At 70.2% G+C, this 17,071-nt stretch carries 14 protein-coding genes and 6 pseudogenes; 13 read left to right on the plus strand and 7 right to left on the minus strand.

From position 1 onward, the window contains the following. Nucleotides 1-46 precede the first annotated feature (46 nt). Genes ACFY0T_RS29170 through ACFY0T_RS29180 form a run of 3 tightly spaced genes read right to left on the minus strand, consistent with a single transcriptional unit; the run spans nucleotide 47 to nucleotide 2,786 of the window. Nucleotides 47-1,294 (minus strand): ABC transporter substrate-binding protein, encoded by a 1,248-nt coding sequence (locus tag ACFY0T_RS29170; protein WP_388876687.1) that lies wholly within the window; start codon nucleotides 1,292-1,294, stop codon nucleotides 47-49. 48 nt (nucleotides 1,295-1,342) lie between these two features. After that, entirely contained in the window at nucleotides 1,343-2,035 is a 693-nt protein-coding gene (locus ACFY0T_RS29175) for an ABC transporter ATP-binding protein (RefSeq protein WP_388876690.1), read from the minus strand. Further along, nucleotides 2,028-2,786, minus strand: a complete 759-nt coding sequence (locus tag ACFY0T_RS29180) for an ABC transporter ATP-binding protein (RefSeq protein ID WP_388876693.1) — start codon at nucleotides 2,784-2,786, stop codon at nucleotides 2,028-2,030. Before ACFY0T_RS29180 ends, ACFY0T_RS29175 begins: the two co-directional genes overlap by 8 nt. Before the next feature lie 241 nt (nucleotides 2,787-3,027). Between ACFY0T_RS29180 and ACFY0T_RS29185 the strand changes: the two genes are divergently transcribed. The 3 genes from ACFY0T_RS29185 (at nucleotide 3,028) to ACFY0T_RS29195 (ending at nucleotide 7,645) form a co-directional block, all read left to right on the plus strand. Then, nucleotides 3,028-4,635, plus strand: coding sequence for a long-chain fatty acid--CoA ligase (locus ACFY0T_RS29185; protein ID WP_388876696.1), 1,608 nt, complete (start codon nucleotides 3,028-3,030; stop codon nucleotides 4,633-4,635). Between the two features lie 33 nt (nucleotides 4,636-4,668). Then, the gene (locus ACFY0T_RS29190) at nucleotides 4,669-6,030 is read left to right on the plus strand and encodes a tannase/feruloyl esterase family alpha/beta hydrolase (RefSeq protein WP_388876699.1); all 1,362 of its coding nucleotides are present in this window, start codon (nucleotides 4,669-4,671) and stop codon (nucleotides 6,028-6,030) included. A 169-nt stretch (nucleotides 6,031-6,199) separates the two neighbouring features. Beyond that, nucleotides 6,200-7,645, plus strand: a complete 1,446-nt coding sequence (locus ACFY0T_RS29195; RefSeq protein WP_388876702.1) for a PHB depolymerase family esterase — start codon at nucleotides 6,200-6,202, stop codon at nucleotides 7,643-7,645. A gap of 67 nt (nucleotides 7,646-7,712) precedes the next feature. Here ACFY0T_RS29195 and ACFY0T_RS29200 read toward each other — a convergent pair. Continuing rightward, nucleotides 7,713-8,120, minus strand: a pseudogene (locus ACFY0T_RS29200) (nitroreductase); the annotation flags it as partial. Nucleotides 8,121-8,270: 150 nt separating this feature from the next. Here ACFY0T_RS29200 and ACFY0T_RS29205 point away from each other — a divergent pair. Continuing rightward, nucleotides 8,271-10,016: a GAF domain-containing protein gene (locus tag ACFY0T_RS29205; RefSeq protein ID WP_388876706.1), complete on the plus strand. Its 1,746-nt coding sequence runs from the start codon at nucleotides 8,271-8,273 to the stop codon at nucleotides 10,014-10,016. Between the two features lie 95 nt (nucleotides 10,017-10,111). Here ACFY0T_RS29205 and ACFY0T_RS29210 read toward each other — a convergent pair whose 3' ends face one another. Both ACFY0T_RS29210 and ACFY0T_RS29215 read right to left on the minus strand, forming a co-directional pair. Beyond that, on the minus strand, nucleotides 10,112-10,795 hold the full coding sequence (locus ACFY0T_RS29210; protein ID WP_388876709.1) for a helix-turn-helix domain-containing protein: 684 nt from the start codon (nucleotides 10,793-10,795) through the stop codon (nucleotides 10,112-10,114). A 6-nt stretch (nucleotides 10,796-10,801) separates the two neighbouring features. Beyond that, nucleotides 10,802-11,884, minus strand: a complete 1,083-nt coding sequence (locus tag ACFY0T_RS29215; protein ID WP_388876712.1) for a zinc-dependent alcohol dehydrogenase family protein — start codon at nucleotides 11,882-11,884, stop codon at nucleotides 10,802-10,804. A 267-nt stretch (nucleotides 11,885-12,151) separates the two neighbouring features. On the opposite strand from ACFY0T_RS29215, the gene ACFY0T_RS29220 reads away from it, so the two are divergent. From ACFY0T_RS29220 to ACFY0T_RS29240, 5 genes and pseudogenes are all read left to right on the plus strand, one after another. Next, nucleotides 12,152-12,571 (plus strand): STAS domain-containing protein, encoded by a 420-nt coding sequence (locus ACFY0T_RS29220; protein ID WP_388876714.1) that lies wholly within the window; start codon nucleotides 12,152-12,154, stop codon nucleotides 12,569-12,571. A 3-nt stretch (nucleotides 12,572-12,574) separates the two neighbouring features. Beyond that, a pseudogene (locus tag ACFY0T_RS29225) lies at nucleotides 12,575-12,819 on the plus strand (DUF302 domain-containing protein); the annotation flags it as partial. 1,099 nt (nucleotides 12,820-13,918) lie between these two features. Beyond that, entirely contained in the window at nucleotides 13,919-14,362 is a 444-nt protein-coding gene (locus ACFY0T_RS29230) for a universal stress protein (RefSeq protein ID WP_388876716.1), read from the plus strand. 44 nt (nucleotides 14,363-14,406) lie between these two features. Further along, a pseudogene (locus ACFY0T_RS29235) lies at nucleotides 14,407-14,954 on the plus strand (nicotinate phosphoribosyltransferase); the annotation flags it as partial. An 11-nt stretch (nucleotides 14,955-14,965) separates the two neighbouring features. Further along, nucleotides 14,966-15,250 carry a DUF1876 domain-containing protein gene (locus tag ACFY0T_RS29240; protein ID WP_388876719.1) on the plus strand — a complete coding sequence of 95 codons (285 nt, stop codon included), beginning with the start codon at nucleotides 14,966-14,968 and terminating at the stop codon, nucleotides 15,248-15,250. Between the two features lie 102 nt (nucleotides 15,251-15,352). On the opposite strand, the pseudogene ACFY0T_RS29245 reads toward ACFY0T_RS29240, so the two are convergent. Continuing rightward, nucleotides 15,353-15,478 (minus strand): annotated as a pseudogene (locus ACFY0T_RS29245) (inosine-5'-monophosphate dehydrogenase); the annotation flags it as partial. Between the two features lie 53 nt (nucleotides 15,479-15,531). Here ACFY0T_RS29245 and ACFY0T_RS29250 point away from each other — a divergent pair. The 4 genes and pseudogenes from ACFY0T_RS29250 to ACFY0T_RS29265 all read left to right on the plus strand — a co-directional run. Next, nucleotides 15,532-15,618, plus strand: a pseudogene (locus tag ACFY0T_RS29250) (MBL fold metallo-hydrolase RNA specificity domain-containing protein); the annotation flags it as partial. Nucleotides 15,619-15,683: 65 nt separating this feature from the next. After that, nucleotides 15,684-15,896, plus strand: coding sequence for a hypothetical protein (locus tag ACFY0T_RS29255; protein WP_388876863.1), 213 nt, complete (start codon nucleotides 15,684-15,686; stop codon nucleotides 15,894-15,896). Beyond that, nucleotides 15,845-16,360, plus strand: a pseudogene (locus ACFY0T_RS29260) (DUF4389 domain-containing protein). The gene ACFY0T_RS29255 and the pseudogene ACFY0T_RS29260 overlap by 52 nt, the downstream one beginning before the upstream one ends. After that, a complete protein-coding gene (locus tag ACFY0T_RS29265; RefSeq protein ID WP_388876721.1) occupies nucleotides 16,357-16,758 on the plus strand; it encodes a hypothetical protein in 402 nt (133 codons plus the stop codon). Before ACFY0T_RS29260 ends, ACFY0T_RS29265 begins: the two are co-directional and overlap by 4 nt. Nucleotides 16,759-17,071: the final 313 nt, after the last annotated feature.

A 17,071-nucleotide genomic window follows, 5' to 3' on the forward strand; every position in this document is an offset into this window, starting at 1 on the left:
TCTTCGACCGGCGGCCCGCCCGTGGTGCGCCGGGCGGGCCTGGTGATCAGCTGAGGTGGCAGTCCGGGGAGGGCTTGTCGAATGCCTCGGCGGCGGGGATGGTCTTGACCGGCTCGGTGTAGTCACCGGTCTCACTCGCCTTGGCCGGGTCCTTGACCTTGGCCAGGTACGCGTCGTGGACGACCCGGTGGTCCTCGGCGCGGATGGTGGCGTTGTGGGCGAAGAAGTCGCTGAAGCTGGTGCCGTCCAGCTCCTTCGAGACATCGGCCGCCTTGTCGCTGCCCGCCTTCTGCGCGGCCTCCAGATAGTGCGTCGCCGCGGAGTAGTCGGCCGCCTGGACGAAGGTCGGCCGCCGCCCTGTGCGCTCCTTGAACCGGTCGGCCCAGGCCTGGGCCTTGGCGTCGACGTTCCAGAACCAGGCCGTGGTGAACATCGTCCCGGTCAGCTTGTCCGCGCCGATGGCCTTGATGTCGCTGTCGAAGAGCAGGCCGATGGCCAGCTCGATGCCCTTGTCCTTCAGCTTGAACTGCTGGTACTGCTTCACGACGTTGGCCAGGTCACCGCCCGCCTGCAGGGCCCCGAGCACGTCCGGCTTCGGCTTCAGGCCCGGCGCCTTGAGCAGGAAGGTGGAGTAGTTGTCGCTGGGGAACGGCGTGGGGTCCTTGGCGACGACCTTGCCGCCCGCGCCCGCGATGGCCGTCTCGAACTTCTTCTGCATGTCCTGCCCGAACGCGTAGTCCGGGTAGATCGTGTACCAGTTCTTGCCGCCCTGTTCGGTGACCGCCGAGCCGGTGCCGTGCGCCAGCATGTAGGTGTCGTAGGCCCATTCGTAGGTGTACGGATTGCAGGTCTTGCCGGCGAGTTCCGTGGTGGCGGCGCCGGTGTTGAAGTACAGCTTCCTGGCCTGGCCTGCGACGGTCTGCACCGCGAGCGCGGCCGACGAGGTCGGCACGTCGAAGAGCGCGTCGGCCTTCTTGCGGTCGTACATCTCCCGGGCCTGGGTGTTGGCGATCTCCGGTTTGTTCTGGTGGTCGGCCTTGATGACCTCGATGTTCTGGGTGACCGCCTTGTCTCCGTACTTCTTCTTGAAGTCGTCGACGGCCATCTGCACGGCATGCACCGAGTTCGGTCCCGCGATGTCCGCGTACACGCCGGACAGGTCGGTGAGCACACCGAGCACGATCTTGTCGTCGCTGACCTTCCCGCCGCCGGAACTCGGTCCGCCGCCCCCGCAGCCCGCGAGCAGTGCCCCCACCGCGGCCGTGGCCACGACCGTCGACAGCCTGTGCTTCATTGCATCCTCCTGATGCGTACGTCCCGAATGAGCGGAGGTGACGGGGTGTCACAGTCCGAGATAGGCGAGGAGTTCGCCCTCGCGTCGGCGCACGTCGGCGTTGTCGAGCGACTCGACGATCCGGCCCTGCGCAAGGAGGTAGTGGCGGTCGGCGACGGTCGCGGCGAAGCGCAGGTTCTGCTCCACGAGCAGTACCGACACTCCGTGGTCCTTGGCCCCGCGCAGGATCTCGCCGATCTGCTGCACGATGACCGGGGCCAGTCCCTCGGTCGGCTCGTCGCACAGCAGCACGCGCGCCCCGGCGCGCAGGACCCGGGCGAGGGCGAGCATCTGCTGTTCACCGCCGGAGAGCTTGCCGCCGGGGAAGCGGCGGCGCGCGGCGAGCACCGGGAAGGCGTCGTAGATCCGGGTCAGTGGCCACGCGGAGCGCGGGGCGGCCGGCGGCAGGGTCAGGTTCTCCTCGACGGACAGGCCCGCGTAGATGCCGCGGTCGTCGGGGACGTATCCGAGGCCGAGCCGCGCCCTGCGGTGCGGGGGCGCTGCCGTGATGTCCTTGTCGCCCAGTGTCACCCTGCCGGTCGTCTCACGGTGCAGCCCCATGGCGCAGCGCAGCAGGGTGGTCTTGCCCGCGCCGTTGCGGCCGACGAGCGTGACGACCTCGCCCTCGCCGACCCGCAGGGACACCTCGTCCAGTGCCGTGGCCTCGCCGTACCGGGCGCTGAGGCCCTTGATCTCAAGCACCGTCGGCCCCCAAGTACGCTTCGACGACCCGTGGATCGGTCTTGACCCGGTCGTAGGGGCCCTCCACGAGCACTTCGCCGCGCTGCAGGACCGTGACGGTGTCGGCGAGCGAGCCGACGACGCTCATGTTGTGCTCGACCATCACCACGGTGCGTCCCTCGCGGATCCTGTCGACGAGGGCCACGGTGCGGTCGACGTCCTCCAGGCCCATGCCGGCCGTGGGCTCGTCGAGCAGCAGCAGCGCGGGGTCCAGGGCGAGGGCCAGTGCCAGCTCCAGGGCGCGCTTTTGTCCGTACGGAAGGTTTCCGGCGGGCCGGTCGGCGAGGTGCGCGAGTCCGACGTCGTCCAGGAGTTCGAGGGCGCGGCCGGAGAAGCGGCGCATCAGCTTCTCGGTGCGCCAGAACCGGTGGCCGAGACCGGTGCCCGCCTGGAGTGCGAGCTCGACGTGCTGCCGTGCCGTCATCTGCGCAAAGAGGCTGGTGACCTGGAAGGAGCGGGCGACGCCGAGGCCGGCGATGCGCTCCGGCGGCCGTCCGGTGATGTCGTGTCCGGCGAAGGTGATGCGCCCGCCGGACGGCCTGAGAAATCCGGTCAGAAGGTTGAACAGGGTGGTCTTTCCGGCCCCGTTGGGGCCGACGAGCGCGTGGACCGTGCCCTCGGCGACGCTCAGGTCCACCGCGTCCACTGCGCGGAATCCCTGGAACTCCTTGGACAGGCCTTGCGTGACCAGGATGGCGCGCGGTTGTCTCATGACGCCTCGGATACGCGGGGGATGCACCGACGGATGCCGATGTGGGGCAGACGTTAAGTTCGGCCATGAGCAGCGGCTACGGAGAGAATCTCCACAAGCCGCCCTCGCGTGGGTGTGGGTTTTCTCCGTCCCCGCGTCGCGCCACCCGTCGCCGGTGTGGGGACTTGCTCCACTGCGCTGCGGGACGGTCTGGAGTCTTCCTCCGTCGCTCGGTTCCCGCGCCACGATGACGATGTGCGCCATGGCGATGATGGAGACCCCGCTCAACACGTGGCTGCTGTTCGGCCATGCCCCGCGCTACTTTCCCGACACCGAGGTGGTCACGCGACTGCCCGACGGCCGTGTGCACCGTTACACGTACGCCGAATTCGCCCGCCGCGCCCAGCAGTTGATGCACGCTCTGGACGCCCTCGGTCTGGAGCCGGGCGATCGGGTGGCCACCCTCGCCTGGAACGGCTACCGGCATCTGGAGGCCTACTGGGCTGTGCCCTGCACCGGGCGCGTCCTGCACACCCTGAACCTGAGGCTGTCCCCCGAGGACCTGGCGTACGTCATCGGCCACGCGGACGACCGCGCGATCCTGGCCGATCCCGATCTGCTGCCACTGCTGGAGAAGGTGCACGCGCGGGGCGGCCTCGCCGGCGTGCGGCATGTCGTCGTGCTCGGCGACGCGGTGTCGGACACCGCGCTGCCGGGGGTGGTGGCGTACGAGGAGTTGATCGCCGGCCTGCCGGACGCGTATGGCCCCCGGGACATCGACGAGCGGTCGCCGCTGGGCCTGTGCTACACCTCCGGCACCACCGGACGTCCCAAGGGCGTGCTCTACACCCACCGTTCGACCGTGCTGCACGCCATCGCCGCGTCCTCGCAGGCCGCCATGGCCATCGGCCCCGGTGACTGTGTGCTGCCGGTCGTGCCCATGTTCCACGCCAACGCCTGGGGCGTCCCCTACACCGCCACTCCGTACGGCGCCAAGCAGGTGTTCCTCAGCGGCTCGCTGGACCCTGCGGCGCTGGTCGAGCTGATGGCCGCCGAGCGGGTCACGGTCGCCGCGGGCGTGCCCACCATCTGGATGGCGGTCGCCGACGAGATCACCGCCCACGGCGGGCTCCCCGAGCTACGGCATCTGCTGTGCGGCGGCGCCCGTCCGCCGCGAGCTCTGATCGAGCGCTATCGGCGCGACTTCGGCATCCCTCTGGTGCAGGTGTGGGGCATGACCGAGACCTCGCCACTGGCCAGTCTGGCGTGGCCGAAGGAGCGGATGCGCGACTGGGACGAGGAGCGGATCACCGACGCGGTGCGCACCCGGGCCGGTCTTCCGCTGCCCGGTGTGCAGATGGACATCCGTGACGAGGCGGGCAACTCCCTTGTCTGGGACGGCACTTCGATGGGTGATCTCCTGGTGCGCGGGCCGTGGATCGCCGATTCCTACCTCGGCGGCGAGGGCGCCGCCCAGTTCACCGAGGACGGCTGGTTCCGTACCGGGGACATCGCCGTCGGCTCACCGGACGGCTATGTCGTCATCGCCGACCGCGCGAAGGATCTCATCAAGTCGGGCGGCGAGTGGATCTCCTCGGTGGACATGGAGTCCGCCGTCATGGCCCTGCCCGAGGTCGCCGAGGCCGCGGTCATCGCCGTTCCCGACGCCAAGTGGCAGGAGCGTCCGCTGATCTGCGTCGCCGTGCGCCCGGGCGCCACCGTGACCCTCGAGCGCGTGCGGGCGCACCTCGAGGCCGCAGGCTTCGCGCGCTGGCAGCTGCCGGACCGTATCGAGGTCGTCGAGGCCATCCCGCGTACCGGAGTCGGCAAGTTCGACAAGAAGGCGTTGCGCGCCCGCTTCGACTCCTGATCCGTACCCCGATCGAGCCCCGGAGGCCGAACCATGCACCTGAGACGCACCCTCACCTTGTTGTCCGCCGTGCTCCTGTCGACGGCAGGCGTGTCCGCGAGCGCCACGGCGGAATCGGCGCACCCCTGTACGGGCCAAGGCCGCATCGCCGTACCCGGTGCGGAGTTCCAGACCACGGCCTGTCTGCCCGACATGACCACGGCAGCGACCGCCGGTACCGCCTACACCGACCCCGCGGACTGGGCCTCACTCGCCGCGAAGGGGACCAAGAACCCCACCGGCGTCCCCGGAATCCAGGTCGACGGCTACTTCCCCGACTCCTCGCACCTGAACAAGACCCACGGCTGGAACCACGACTCCCAGTTCGTCATCCGGCTGCCCGAGCACTGGAACGGCGGCCTCGTGGTGACCGGCGCGCCCGGGACGCGCAAGCAGTACTCGCTCGACATCCTGATCTCCGACTGGGTCATCGCCCAGGGCTACGCCTTCGCCTCCATCGACAAGGGCAACAGCGGCCCCGATTTCTACACCGACGGCAAGCGACCGGGTGACGCGATCGCGGAATGGCACCGGCGCACCACCGAGCTGACGCGTGCCGCGAAGACCGTCGTCCGGCAGACGTACGGGCACCACCCGCGCCGCACGTACATGACCGGCATCTCCAACGGCGGCTATCTGACCCGCTGGCAGCTGGAGAACCACCCCGAGCTGTACGACGGCGGGGTCGACTGGGAGGGCGCGCTCTGGACGCCCGACGGACCGAACCTGCTCACCTATCTGCCGACCGCGGTCGCCTACCAGGCGGGCCGGGCCACCCACGACGACATGATCGCCGCCGGGTTCGCCCCCGGTAGTGAGTTCCTGTGGCCGTACCACGAGGCGGTCTACTGGGGCCTGACGCAGAAGGTGTACCGCGCCGAGGTCGACCCCTCCTACGACCCCAAGTGCCCCGGGGCGTCAGCCGGTTCGACCACGGCCGAGATCCTCGCGCCCTGCGCGTCGGACGCCTCGTACGCCTACGCGTCGCGGCCGCGCTCCGTGCACGGGGCGGTCGAGCGGATCTCGCTCACCGGCAGGATCGGCAAACCCATGATCACCCTGCACGGCTCGCTCGACGCTTTGCTGCCGATCGCGACGGATTCGGACGTCTACACACGTATGATCGACGACAGCCACCGCGGCCGTCTGCACCGCTCTTACACGATCGAGGACGGCACCCACGTCGACGGCCTGTACGACACCTTTCCAGACCGGCTTCGCCCGATCCTGCCCTGCTACCGCTCCGCTTTCGGCGCCCTGACCGACTGGGTCGAACACCGGGCGGCCCCGCCGGCGAGCGGCGTCGTGCCCAGGCCCGCGTCCGGCGACCTGGTCAACTCCTGCGTTCTGCATTGAGGTTGACGCGATGCGCAGTGGAGACGGCCAACACCCGAGGTGATCGAGAAGTGTGGTCCGCTCCCAATGGCGGGCGGCCGTCGCGGTTCTACGGTGCAGCGGACCGCCCGCTCCGGAGGGACGACCGGGGCGGCGGCCGCCCCTCAACCCCTCACCACGGGAGGACCGCATGTCGGTTCGTGACCGCGCCCGCATCCCCTGCTGGGCCGGGCTGCTGGCCCTGCTCCTCGCCCTGTTCGCCGTGCCGCAGAGCGCATCGGCGGCGTCGCTCACCCAGGTGACCGGCTTCGGCTCCAACCCCGGCAACCTGTCGATGTACACGTACGTCCCCGACAACCTGCCCTCCGGCGCTCCGGTGGTCGTGGCCCTGCACGGTTGCACCCAGAGCGCGAGCGACTACTACAGCCATTCCGGCTGGCCCAAGTACGCCGACTCCTACGGCTTCGCACTGGTCTTCCCTCAGACTTCCAGCGCCAACAACGCCAACTCGTGCTTCAACTGGTACCAGTCCGGGGACTACACACGTGGCCAGGGCGAGGCCCTGTCCATCAAGCAGATGGTCGACTACGCCAAGGCTCAGTACGGCAGCGACCCCGGCCGCGTGTATGTCACCGGGCTGTCCGCCGGCGGCGCCATGACCTCCGTGATGCTCGCCGACTACCCCGACGTCTTCGCGGGCGGATCCATCGACTCCGGTATCCCGGCCGGCTGCGCCACCGATCTCACCAGCGGACTCACCTGCGAGTACAACCCGGTCAGCAAGACCCCGCAGCAGTGGGGCGACCTGGTCCGCAGCGCGTCAGGCGGCTGGAGCGGGCCCTGGCCGCGGGTGGCCGTCTGGCAGGGTTCCGGCGACACCACCGTCCACCCGGCCAACGCCACCGAGTCCCGCGACCAGTGGACGAACGTCTGGGGCATCGGCCAGACCCCGTCGTCGACCACCACGCTCACCGGCGGTACCACCCAGGCCGTGTACAACGACGCCGACGGACACCCCGCCGTCGAGACCTTCACCGTCTCCGGCATGGCACACGGCCTCGCCGTGAACCCGGGCTCCGGGGCCGACCAGTGCGGCACGGCCGGCACGTACTACCTCAACTACATCTGCTCCAGCTACTACACGGCGAAGTTCTGGGGCCTGGACGGCACCCCCGGCGGTAGCACCGGCAGTCTGCCCGCACCCGGCGGCCTGAAGGTCACCGGCACCACGGACACCAGCGTCTCGCTGTCGTGGAACGCCGTCAGCGGCGCCGCGTCGTACCACGTCTACCGCGGCGGTACGAAGACGGGCTCGACGACCTCCACGTCGTACACGGACAGCGGACTCGCCTCCGGCAGCGGATACAGCTACACCGTCGCCGCCGTCGACTCCTCGGGCAAGGCCGGAGCCGCCTCCGCCGCCGTGTCGGCGACCACCACCGGCTTCCAGCCTCAGTGCTTCACCGCGAACAACTACGACCAGGTCGCCGCGGGCCGCGCCCACCAGAGCGGCGGCTACACCTACGCCAACGGCTCCCAGCAGAACATGGGTCTGTACAACACCTTCACCACCCACACCCTCGAAGAGACCTCCACCGGCTACTACGTGATCGCCGACTCCGGCTGCCCCGCCTGACCGGGCCTGCCCCTGCGCACCGCCGAACGTCGGCGGTGCACAAGGGCGCACCGGACTCCGAAGCGACCTATTCGACGTCCAGTACGTCCCGCACCGGCCGGCGTGGCGTGGCCGGGCCCTGCGGGCCGTAGCCGAGGCGCAGGACCATCTGGACGTGGCCCATGGCCGACAGCGGGTCGCGGGCCAGGTCCCGCAGATCCGGCCACTCCAGGGCGTGCGAGGTGAGGGAGGTGGCCAGGCCGTGGTGGGTCGCGAGGAGAAGGACGTGCTCCATCGCCTGTCCGGCGCACAGCCAGTCCCTCGGCCGGTCCTCCCGCGTCCCGAGCAGGGCCAGGTGCGGGTTGTGCTCGAAGGCGGTCGCGCCGCGGCTGGCCACCGCCCGGCGGCCGGCGAAGTCGCGCACCGGTGCCTTGCCGTCCCGCTTGCGGGGGCCGAAGGCGTATGCGGGGATGCCCTCGGTGGTCGTGTCCGCCTCCGCGGCACCGATATAGGCCGGCCTGTTCATCGGCCGGGCCGGTGCCCCCCGGTGGGCGGACGGCCGCCCTGTTCAGTACATGCACTCGACTGTGTAAGGGGCCACTCGGGCATGATGGGATCGGCGATGCAGTGAGTGAGGGGAACAGGGATGGATCAGAGCGCACCCGATCCGCAGGCTCCGTCGGCCTCTGTTTCCTCGACGCCGCAGCTGCGCCTGGACGCGCTGCTGGAGGAGCTGCAGGACCAGGTGAAGCGCGTGCGCGGCACCCAGAACCGGGTGCACACCCTGCTGGACGCGGTCCTGGCCATCGGCAGCGACCTGGACCTGGACGTGGTGCTGCATCAGATCGTGGAGTCCGCGGTGCAGCTGGTCGACTGCCGCTACGGGGCGCTCGGGGTCCTCGGCGACGAGGGCGGCATCAAGCAGTTCGTCACGGTGGGAGTGGACGAGGAGACCATCGCTCGTATCGGCCACTATCCGCTGGGCGAGGGCATCCTCGGCCTGCTCATCCGCAAGCCCCAGCCGCTGCGGCTCGCCGTGCTGAGCGATCACCCCGACTCCGTCGGCTTCCCGCCCGGACACCCCCCGATGACCACGTTCCTCGGGACCCCGGTCCAGGTCCGCGACAGGATCTTCGGCAACCTGTACCTGACCGAGAAGAACGGCGGGGCGCAGTTCGACGCGGAGGACGAGGCAGTGCTGCGCACCCTCGGCGCGGCGGCCGGCGTGGCGATCGACAACGCCCGGCTCTACGACGACGCCCGCCGCCGTGAGCGCTGGCTGGCGGCGAGCAGTGAGCTGACCCGCACCCTGCTGTCGGGCGCCGATCCCGCCGAGGTCCTGCACTCCTTCACCGCCACGGTGCGGGAGTTGGCCGGCGCGGACCTGGCCACCCTGGCGGTGCCGGTGGGTGACGCGGGAAACCTGGTCATCGAGGCGGCGGACGGAACCGACGCCGACCGGCTGCGGGGCCTGGCCCTGCCCGACGGCACCAGCCTGGCCGCCAAGGTGTTCGGCTCCGGTGAGACGATCGTCAGCGCGTCCCTCGCCCAGGATCCGCGCGCGGAGGCCGAGAGCGCCTCTGTGCTGGACCTGGGTCCGGCGTTCCTGATTCCGCTCGGCACTCCCGAGCGCGTCCGCGGCGTCCTGCAGGTCGCCAACCAGCAGGGCGGCCCCGCGTTCCCCGATGCCACCGTCGAGATGATCGCCGGGTTCGCCGGCCACGCCGCGCTCGCCCTGGAAATCGCCGAACACCGCCGCGACGCCGAGCAGTTGCTCGTCCTGAACGACCGCGACCGCATCGCCCGCGACCTGCACGATCTGGCCATCCAGCGCCTGTTCGCCAGTGGGCTCAGTCTGCAGTCGGTCCTCAACCGCCTCTCCGACCGGCCTGACGTGGCCGAGCGCGTCCAGCGGGTGGTGGAGGACCTGGACGACACGATCAAGGTCGTCCGCTCCACCATCTATGCCCTGCGGGAGAGCGACCGCTCCGGCGCCACCGGTCTGCGTGCCCGGCTGGTGGCCGAGGTGGGCCAGGCGGCGGAGACGCTCGGCTTCACCCCCGCGCTGCGCATGAGCGGCCTGTTGGACACCGACGTCCCCGACGACCACCGTGAACAGCTGCTCGCGGTGCTGCGCGAGTCTCTTTCCAACGCCGCCCGGCACGCCGGCGCCAGCGCCATGGAGGTCGGGGTCGAAGCCACCGGTACGACCCTGCGGCTGCGGGTGGCCGACAACGGCCGCGGCATCGACCCCGCGACCACCCGCCGCAGCGGTCTGGCCAACATCGGCGCCCGCGCCGAGAATCTCGGCGGCACCTTCACGCTGACATCGAACGAGCCCACCGGCACCCTCCTGGAATGGACGGTGCCGCTCCCGACCGACGCACCATAGGCGCGACCTGAAGCGCCGCCAGTGCCGGAACGCGACGCACGCGATCACTGGTCACTGGTGTCCGCTGTGGTGCGGCGGGTCCACCCGGTGTGGGATCAACTCACGGTGATCTCGCGCCCGGTGATGCTGTCGAGATCGATGCGCACCCAGAGGTTGCGCTCGCCGCCCACCCAAGGGCCGCTGTACGCCCGCTCCTCCAGCCGACGAACCGCATCGGGGTCCGTCACCTCGTGTGCGTGGCCGCGCAGGAGAACGCTCCAGCCCTGGCTGAGCGCGTCGTCGATGTGGTCGACCTCGAAGGCGACCTGGGTTCCGACGGCTGCCGCGGGCGTCGTGTCGGGTGTGGTGCGGAAGACGACCGCGTCGTCGATGACGCTGTAGTTGACCGGGACGACGACCGGCCCCTCGGCCGTGGACAGCGCGAGCCGTCCCACACCGTGTGTCGACAGCCTCGCCCGGCATTCCTCGGTGCTCAGCTCCTCCCACTGGGGGTGGAGGGCCGCCCGGCCGATGCCGGGCGGCAGGTCGGCGTCGCCTCCGCGCAGGGCCGCGACCGTGGTCTCCAAGGCATCGGCCAGCCTGATGAGAAGGCCGATGCCCGGCGCGGCGGTGGGCTGTTCCTCCAGGTACTGGATGTATCCGGGTGCGGTGCCCGCCCGCGCGGCCGTTTCCTTCATGGTGAGGCCCAGTTCCTCGCGTCGCCGCCTGATGCGCCTGCCGATGTCGCTGTGCGGGGACAGCGGTGCGGCCGCCCCGGTTGACGGTGTCTGCTCGGACATGGTCGTTCACTTCCCTTGGTCGGCCGCCTTGATGGCCACGGTGTCGTGCGGCTGCCCGCCGAGTACGACCTTGAGCGCGCCGGTGTCGGCGGCCCGGGAGAAGACGTCGTACGCCTCCTCCATCAGGTTCATCGGGAAGGCGTGGGTGACCAGGGACGACGCGGGCAGGCGGCCGGCGGCCATCATGCGCAGCAGGGTGGGGGTGGAGGAGGTGTCGACCAGTCCGGTCGTGATCGTCACGTTCTTGATCCACAGGTCCTCGAGGTGCAGCGCGGCGGGCTTGCCGTGCACGCCGACGTTGGCCACGTGCCCGCCGGGCCGCACCATCCGCGTGCACGTCTCGAAGCTCTCCGGGACCCCTACCGCTTCGACGACCACGTCGGCTCCGAGTCCGCCGGTGAGGTCCGCGACCAGCGTCTCGGCCTCTTCGCCCGCGATGGCCACGGCGTCGGCTCCGAGGCCCTTGGCCGCGTCCAGCCGGGCCGGGGCGAGGTCCACGGCGATGATCCTCTCGGGCGAGTAGAGCTGCGCCGTGGCGATCGTTGCGAGCCCGATGGGGCCGGCTCCGACGACGGCGACGGTGTCCCCGGGCCGTACCCGACCGTTGAGCACGCCCACCTCGTAGGCGGTGGGGAAGATGTCGGCGAGCAGGACGGCGTCCTTGCTGTCCAACGAGCCCGATAGTGGGTGCACGGACAGGTCAGCGTGGGGCACGCGCACGAATTCGGCCTGCGTGCCGTCGATCAGGTGGCCCAGGATCCAGCCTCCGCCGCCGCGGCACTGACCGTACGCGCCCTCGCGGCAGAAGCGGCAGCGGCCGCACGCCGTGATGCACGAGACCAGCACCCGGTCACCGGGACTGACGGTACGCACATCGCTCCCGATCTCGACGACCTCGCCGACGGCCTCGTGACCGAGGATCGTGCCGGGGCGTACCTCCGGCACGTCGCCCTTGAGGATGTGCAGGTCCGTACCGCAGATCGTGACGGTGTCGACGCGGACGATCACGTCGGTGGTGTCCTCCACATCGGGGTCCGGGACGTCCTCCCACGCCGAGTGTCCGGGGCCGTGAAAGACGAGTCCTTTCATGACGATCCCTCTTCCTTCCGACCGGAACGGTTCCGCATTTCCATCCTGACCGGGACAGAAGCCACTCGCATGGGCCGCTTGGCCCCTATCGCCCCGCCGGGCGGGGCCGGGCGACCTCAGACGGACACGGCCATGGTGGCCACGCCGCGGAAAACCGGCTCGTCATCCGCGTCAGCTGCGCCACGGCAGTCGGCAGTGCCCATACGGCGCCTCAAAGGGACCAATCGGCCCTTCCGCTCATCCCGCCGTCCGGCTTCGCTGTGGCACATGTCCAAGACCCAGATCCAGTCCGCGCCCCTCCTGCGCGAACGTGCCGTCGGCAGGGCCGTCGTCGTGGAGCTGTACGGCGAGATCGACATCCTGACCGCGGCGCCCATCTCCGCGCGCCTGGACGTCCTGACCACCGCTCCGCAGCCCGAACTGGTACTGGACCTGCGCGGCGTGACCTTCATCGACTGCCGCGGCCTGGCCCTCCTGTGCCGGGCCCGGACCCGCGCCCTGAACCAGGGAGGCCGACTGCGGCTGGTGACCAGCAGCCCGCGCATCCTGTGCTTGCTGCGCCGCACGCATCTCGGCCAGGCCTTCGACGTGCACCCGGGCCTGCTCGAAGCCCTCTCCGCGGTGACCGACGGGGGTGCACCGACGCGGATCACCGATACCGAGGCGTTCGCTGTTCCGCTGCGCTAGTCGGACATGGAGGACTACGTGATCCTCGGCGCCTGCAACCCGTCGCTGGCCCACCGCGCGACCGCAACCTCGGCCTGCCGCTGCCGTGCAACGTCGTCGTACCCACGGCCGGCGACCGTACCGCCGTACAGGCCCTCGCCCCCGGCGCTAAGGTCACGCTCACCGAGCTGGACGCACTGCGCCCGGTCGCCGAGGAGGCCACACGCCGGCTGGACGCGGCCCTCTCCTCACTCGCCGAAGGCGCCTGAGCCGCGGCACGTGCCTGAAGCGCCAGACGGCGTACGGAACTTGCGCGCCCGGGCCTGTGCGCCGTCCACCCGGAAGGCCATGAGGTCACGATGATGCTTGGCCCCGGCGTCCTGGTGCGTGCCGGGGCGGGATGCCTTGGCCGGTTTCCTGTGGGTGGTGCTCATGACGGGTGCGCCGAGGTCACGTGGTGCGCGGTGGCGTCCGCCGCACCGGGCGGGAACGACGGCGCCGGGGCCCCGGTGTGTCGAGGGTCGAGATGTCGCCTTCGGGCAGGCCGAGTTCGCGCGCCCACAACCGTCGCCGCATAACCTTGCCGCTCCTGGTGTGCGGCAGATTCCGGTCGAAGGCGATTTCCCGGGGAGCAACCGAGGGCCCCACTTTGTGGCGGGAGAAGGCGATAGCTCACGGCGGAAGTCGTCGTCCGGCTCCACTCCGGGGCGCCCTCGGCCACATGACGGTCGACGTGCGGGGCCTTCCGGGGCCACGCGTCCCGTTCGCGTGGTGCCCCCTCTCATGATCGACGCGAGGGCGAGTCCGCTAATGGAGCAGGGGGCGCCTGTTCGTCGGAAGTGCGGGGCGACGGCCGACGACGTTCGGTGCGGGGCCGCTCCAGCAGCGGCGCATGAGTGCCCTTGTGACGCTGCGGGGCTCATGCGGTGCCCACTCGCGGCTGCCTCCAGACGCCGGTCAGGAGGCTCGCCTTCTCCGGTCTTCCGGTTCGTTGCCGAGCGCCAAGGGGCTATCGGCCCACGGGGCGCGGCGTGCGGCCTCATCCGACAGCGGCATCATCGCTCGCCACGGTCGCGTCGGCTACCGCCCGCCGGAGCCCGTCGGCCATGAACGCCGCAGGCCCGTCCGTATCCCGGCGGCCTTGGGTGGGCGTACTGCGTGGCGGTACATGCCGGGCGAGTGGAACGCCGAGCCGGTAATGGCCACGGCCGCGACCTGTTCCGCAGCGCCTTGGACAGCCACCAGACACCATCCGAGCCATGCCCTCGGCCGCCCTCGTCTGGCGGGGCGCCAACGAGTCGCGCAGCGTGGATGGAGACGCGGCGGATGTGCCTGGCCGCCGACAGTGCCACAGGAGAGGTGAGACAGATGGACAGGGAAGCCTCGGGGTCGCGGGTCGTAGTGGGCGTCGACGGGTCGCCGGACTCCCACGCGGCACTGCGCTGGGCCGTCCGGTACGCCGACCTCATCGGTGGCAGCGTGGAGGCCGTGGCCTCGTGGGAACTGCCGGGGGCCCTCGGTTGGTCGGGTCCGGCCGTGGACACCGACTTCGACGAGGAGAACGCCCGGCAAGGGATGACTCAAGAACTGAGGGATGTCCTCGGCGTCGAGCGAGCGGCGTCGGTCACAGCACTTCTGGTGCGCGGCAACCCCGTCGACGTGCTTCTCAGGGCGGCCGAGGGGGCTGAGGCACTGGTGGTCGGCAGCCGAGGACGGGGCGGTTTCGCCCGTGCCTTGTTGGGCTCCGTCAGTCAGCATGTCGCGCTGCACGCGAGCTGCCCCGTCGTGATCGTCCGCCCGGAAGTGTCGTAACCGACGACGCTCTGAGCGACCCCGCAGAGCGGCATCCGTGAGCCGCCAGCGGCAGTCTGGACAAGTACGCCGTGGACGAACTGGTCCGCTCCGGAGCGCCGATCCGCATCCACGCGGTCGGCACCCGCGTCGGAGTCTCGGCCGACGAACCATACTTGGACTCGGCCTGCAAGATGGTGGAATACGACGGCCGACCGGTGATGAAGCTGTCGGCGGCGAAGGGGACGGCACCCGGCCCAAGCAGGTGTTCCGCCGGCCCGACTACGCCGACGTCATCGGTCTTGCCGACGAACAGCCACCCGACGGTGGCAGGCCGTTGCTGGAGATGGTGATGCGAAACGGGCAGCGCACCGGCAAGAAGCCGACGCTCGGCGAGTGCCGGAAGAGATTCGCGGCCGACCTCGCCGGGTTGCCGCAGGCAGCCCGCCGGATCCGGTCGCCCGTCACGCCTCGTGCAGGGCCCTCCGAGCAGCTGAGCGCGCCCGCCCACCGGGTCCGACGCCGCATCGAGGAGCAGACGCAGGCCACGATCACCCGGCCCTGGAGCCCAGAACGCACCACATCCGGATCACACAGGTCCGCAGCAAGGTGAGGAGAAAGGCGATGCCGCACACCGTGGAATGGAACATTCGCCTCTACCTGTTCGAGGACGAGGGAACGACGAAGGCACGTGTGGTACTGGATACCGGAACCACGCAGCTCACCGGTCACGGGGTCGCGCACTGTAATCCGGCGGACAGGGACGTGCCGGAGATCGGTGACGAACTGGCTGCGGGCAGGGCCATGAACGACCTCGCCCAGCAGTTGGTCAACACCGCGAAGCGCGACATCGAGGGCATGGGCGCGTCCGGGCCGAGCCCTCACCCGGTCGTCGGCTGGCCCACGTGAACGACGGGGCGGAAGCAGCCTGGAATTCGCGGGTGCCCGGAGCCCCCCGAACCCGCCCCCACCAATGCCGTCGGGACTGCCCAAACGGGGGTCCCGGATGTTTCACGTGCCGGTGGGCCGGGCGTCGTCGACCCGGTATGCGACGTGCTCGGAGACCGAGACCACGCCGTCAGCGCTCCGGCAGAGCCGCTCGATGATGGGGATCTGGCTCCTGAGCTCGACGGAGCCGGGCGCAGGGCACGCGCGCCCGGGACCGGGTCGACGGCGCCCGGGCACTCAAGATGTTCAGCGAGTACGTGCCGGTCCGCGCGAAGATCGCCGACGCGCCGCACGTCTCCGCCCATGCCGACGCCGCACAGATTCTCCAGTGGCTACGCGGGGCCCCCGCGCCGCACACCACGTATCTCGTCCATGGCGACCCCGACTCTCGCCCATGGCGAACCCGACGCGGCCGAGGCCCCTGCGGGACCGCACCGACCGGACTCTCGGGTGGTCCGCGGTCGTCCCGCGCTCCGGCGAGCACGTACTGGTCCGCTGCATGCAGACCGGTGCGCAGCTGGGCCGGATCACCTCCCGGACGGACCCGCACGGCCCATGTGGCGGAGCCCGCTCCATGACCACCCTGGAGATTGGCTGTGGCTGGTGAAGTGGATCCTGGTCATTCCCCACTACGTGGTGCTGTTCTTCCCCTGGATCGCCTTCACCGTGGTGAGCGTGATCGTGTTCTTCGCCATCCCTGTTCACCGAGCGCTGTCCACGCCGCCTGTTCGACTTCAATCTTGGTGTCCTGCGCTGGAGTTGGGCGGGTCGCCTAGTACTCGTACGGCACCCTCGGCACTGACCGTTATCCGCCGTTCAGCCTGAGTGAGGAACCCGACGCGGCTGGACATCGCCTACCCCGAACGACTCTCCCGCGGCCTGGTGCTGGTGGTCATCGCAGCCGTGATCATGGCGTTCACCGAGAAGTACCCGAAGAGCCTGTTCGACCTGATCCTCGACCGCTGGGTGCTGCGGGTCGCCGCCTACACCGCTCTGACGATGGACACGTACCCGCCGTTCCGGCTGGACATGGGCGGCATCGAACCGACCGGTCCGGAGCAGCCGTCATGACCGTCGTGCTGGTGGCAGCGTTCCTGATCGTGCACGGGCTGCTGCACCCCGGCGTCTGGACGGCGCCGCAGCAGTCCGGCGAGCCGGCCCCGTTCGACCCCGGACACTCGTGGGCACTGACAGCCGCTCACGTCTCGGCCGCACCGGCCAGGGCCGCGGCACTGGCACTCGCCTGGTACACCGCTCTGGTGTACGCCATCGCCGGCGCCGGAGTGATCGCGGGCAGCGGCTGGTGGGACACAGGCGACTGCGCACCTTCGGAGGCCGGGCTGAGCAGGCTGCGTGCGCCTCGCCGGGCCTGGCCGATCCGGAATGAAAGACCCTTCAGCCGCTGGTCCCAGCGGTCAAACCCAGCGGTCAAGCCGGGCGGACCGCACCTGAAGGCGCCTACCACATGATCCGCCATCCTCACAGACCGCATGCCAATATTGACAGCGGTGGCACACCGCAGGGCCCTTGGCCATGGTGGACTCCGGCGCGTACAGGCGACCGCAGCACACGTGCACATTCCGGCGAGCGCAGCAGCAGCTGGGGTCGACCCCAGCCGATCGACCGTGCCGAGGTTCGTGACCCTGAACTGGCTTCCGTTGATACTGAGCCCAGAGCCCAAAGCCCCAAAGCCCCGCCCGCTACAGCCAACCAGCACCTGACACACCATCAGGAAGGTCGCCGATAAGTCAGCGTCAGCCCCACCGGACCCCGCCTCGGACC

Origin of the sequence: Streptomyces sp. NPDC001530, assembly GCF_042894545.1 — a bacterium.
Classification (GTDB): Bacteria; Actinomycetota; Actinomycetes; order Streptomycetales; family Streptomycetaceae; genus Streptomyces.

Excerpts from the sequence above, each read along its gene's own strand:
- ACFY0T_RS29170 (WP_388876687.1), bottom strand. The coding sequence starts at position 1,294 with ATGAAGCACAGGCTGTCGACGGTCGTGGCCACGGCCGCGGTGGGGGCA.
- ACFY0T_RS29180 (WP_388876693.1), bottom strand. The coding sequence starts at position 2,786 with ATGAGACAACCGCGCGCCATCCTGGTCACGCAAGGCCTGTCCAAGGAG.
- ACFY0T_RS29185 (WP_388876696.1), top strand. The coding sequence starts at position 3,028 with ATGGCGATGATGGAGACCCCGCTCAACACGTGGCTGCTGTTCGGCCAT.
- ACFY0T_RS29190 (WP_388876699.1), top strand. The coding sequence starts at position 4,669 with ATGCACCTGAGACGCACCCTCACCTTGTTGTCCGCCGTGCTCCTGTCG.
- ACFY0T_RS29195 (WP_388876702.1), top strand. The coding sequence starts at position 6,200 with ATGTCGGTTCGTGACCGCGCCCGCATCCCCTGCTGGGCCGGGCTGCTG.
- ACFY0T_RS29205 (WP_388876706.1), top strand. The coding sequence starts at position 8,271 with ATGGATCAGAGCGCACCCGATCCGCAGGCTCCGTCGGCCTCTGTTTCC.
- ACFY0T_RS29210 (WP_388876709.1), bottom strand. The coding sequence starts at position 10,795 with ATGTCCGAGCAGACACCGTCAACCGGGGCGGCCGCACCGCTGTCCCCG.
- ACFY0T_RS29215 (WP_388876712.1), bottom strand. The coding sequence starts at position 11,884 with ATGAAAGGACTCGTCTTTCACGGCCCCGGACACTCGGCGTGGGAGGAC.
- ACFY0T_RS29220 (WP_388876714.1), top strand. The coding sequence starts at position 12,152 with ATGTCCAAGACCCAGATCCAGTCCGCGCCCCTCCTGCGCGAACGTGCC.
- ACFY0T_RS29230 (WP_388876716.1), top strand. The coding sequence starts at position 13,919 with ATGGACAGGGAAGCCTCGGGGTCGCGGGTCGTAGTGGGCGTCGACGGG.
- ACFY0T_RS29240 (WP_388876719.1), top strand. The coding sequence starts at position 14,966 with ATGCCGCACACCGTGGAATGGAACATTCGCCTCTACCTGTTCGAGGAC.
- ACFY0T_RS29255 (WP_388876863.1), top strand. The coding sequence starts at position 15,684 with ATGGCGAACCCGACGCGGCCGAGGCCCCTGCGGGACCGCACCGACCGG.
- ACFY0T_RS29265 (WP_388876721.1), top strand. The coding sequence starts at position 16,357 with ATGACCGTCGTGCTGGTGGCAGCGTTCCTGATCGTGCACGGGCTGCTG.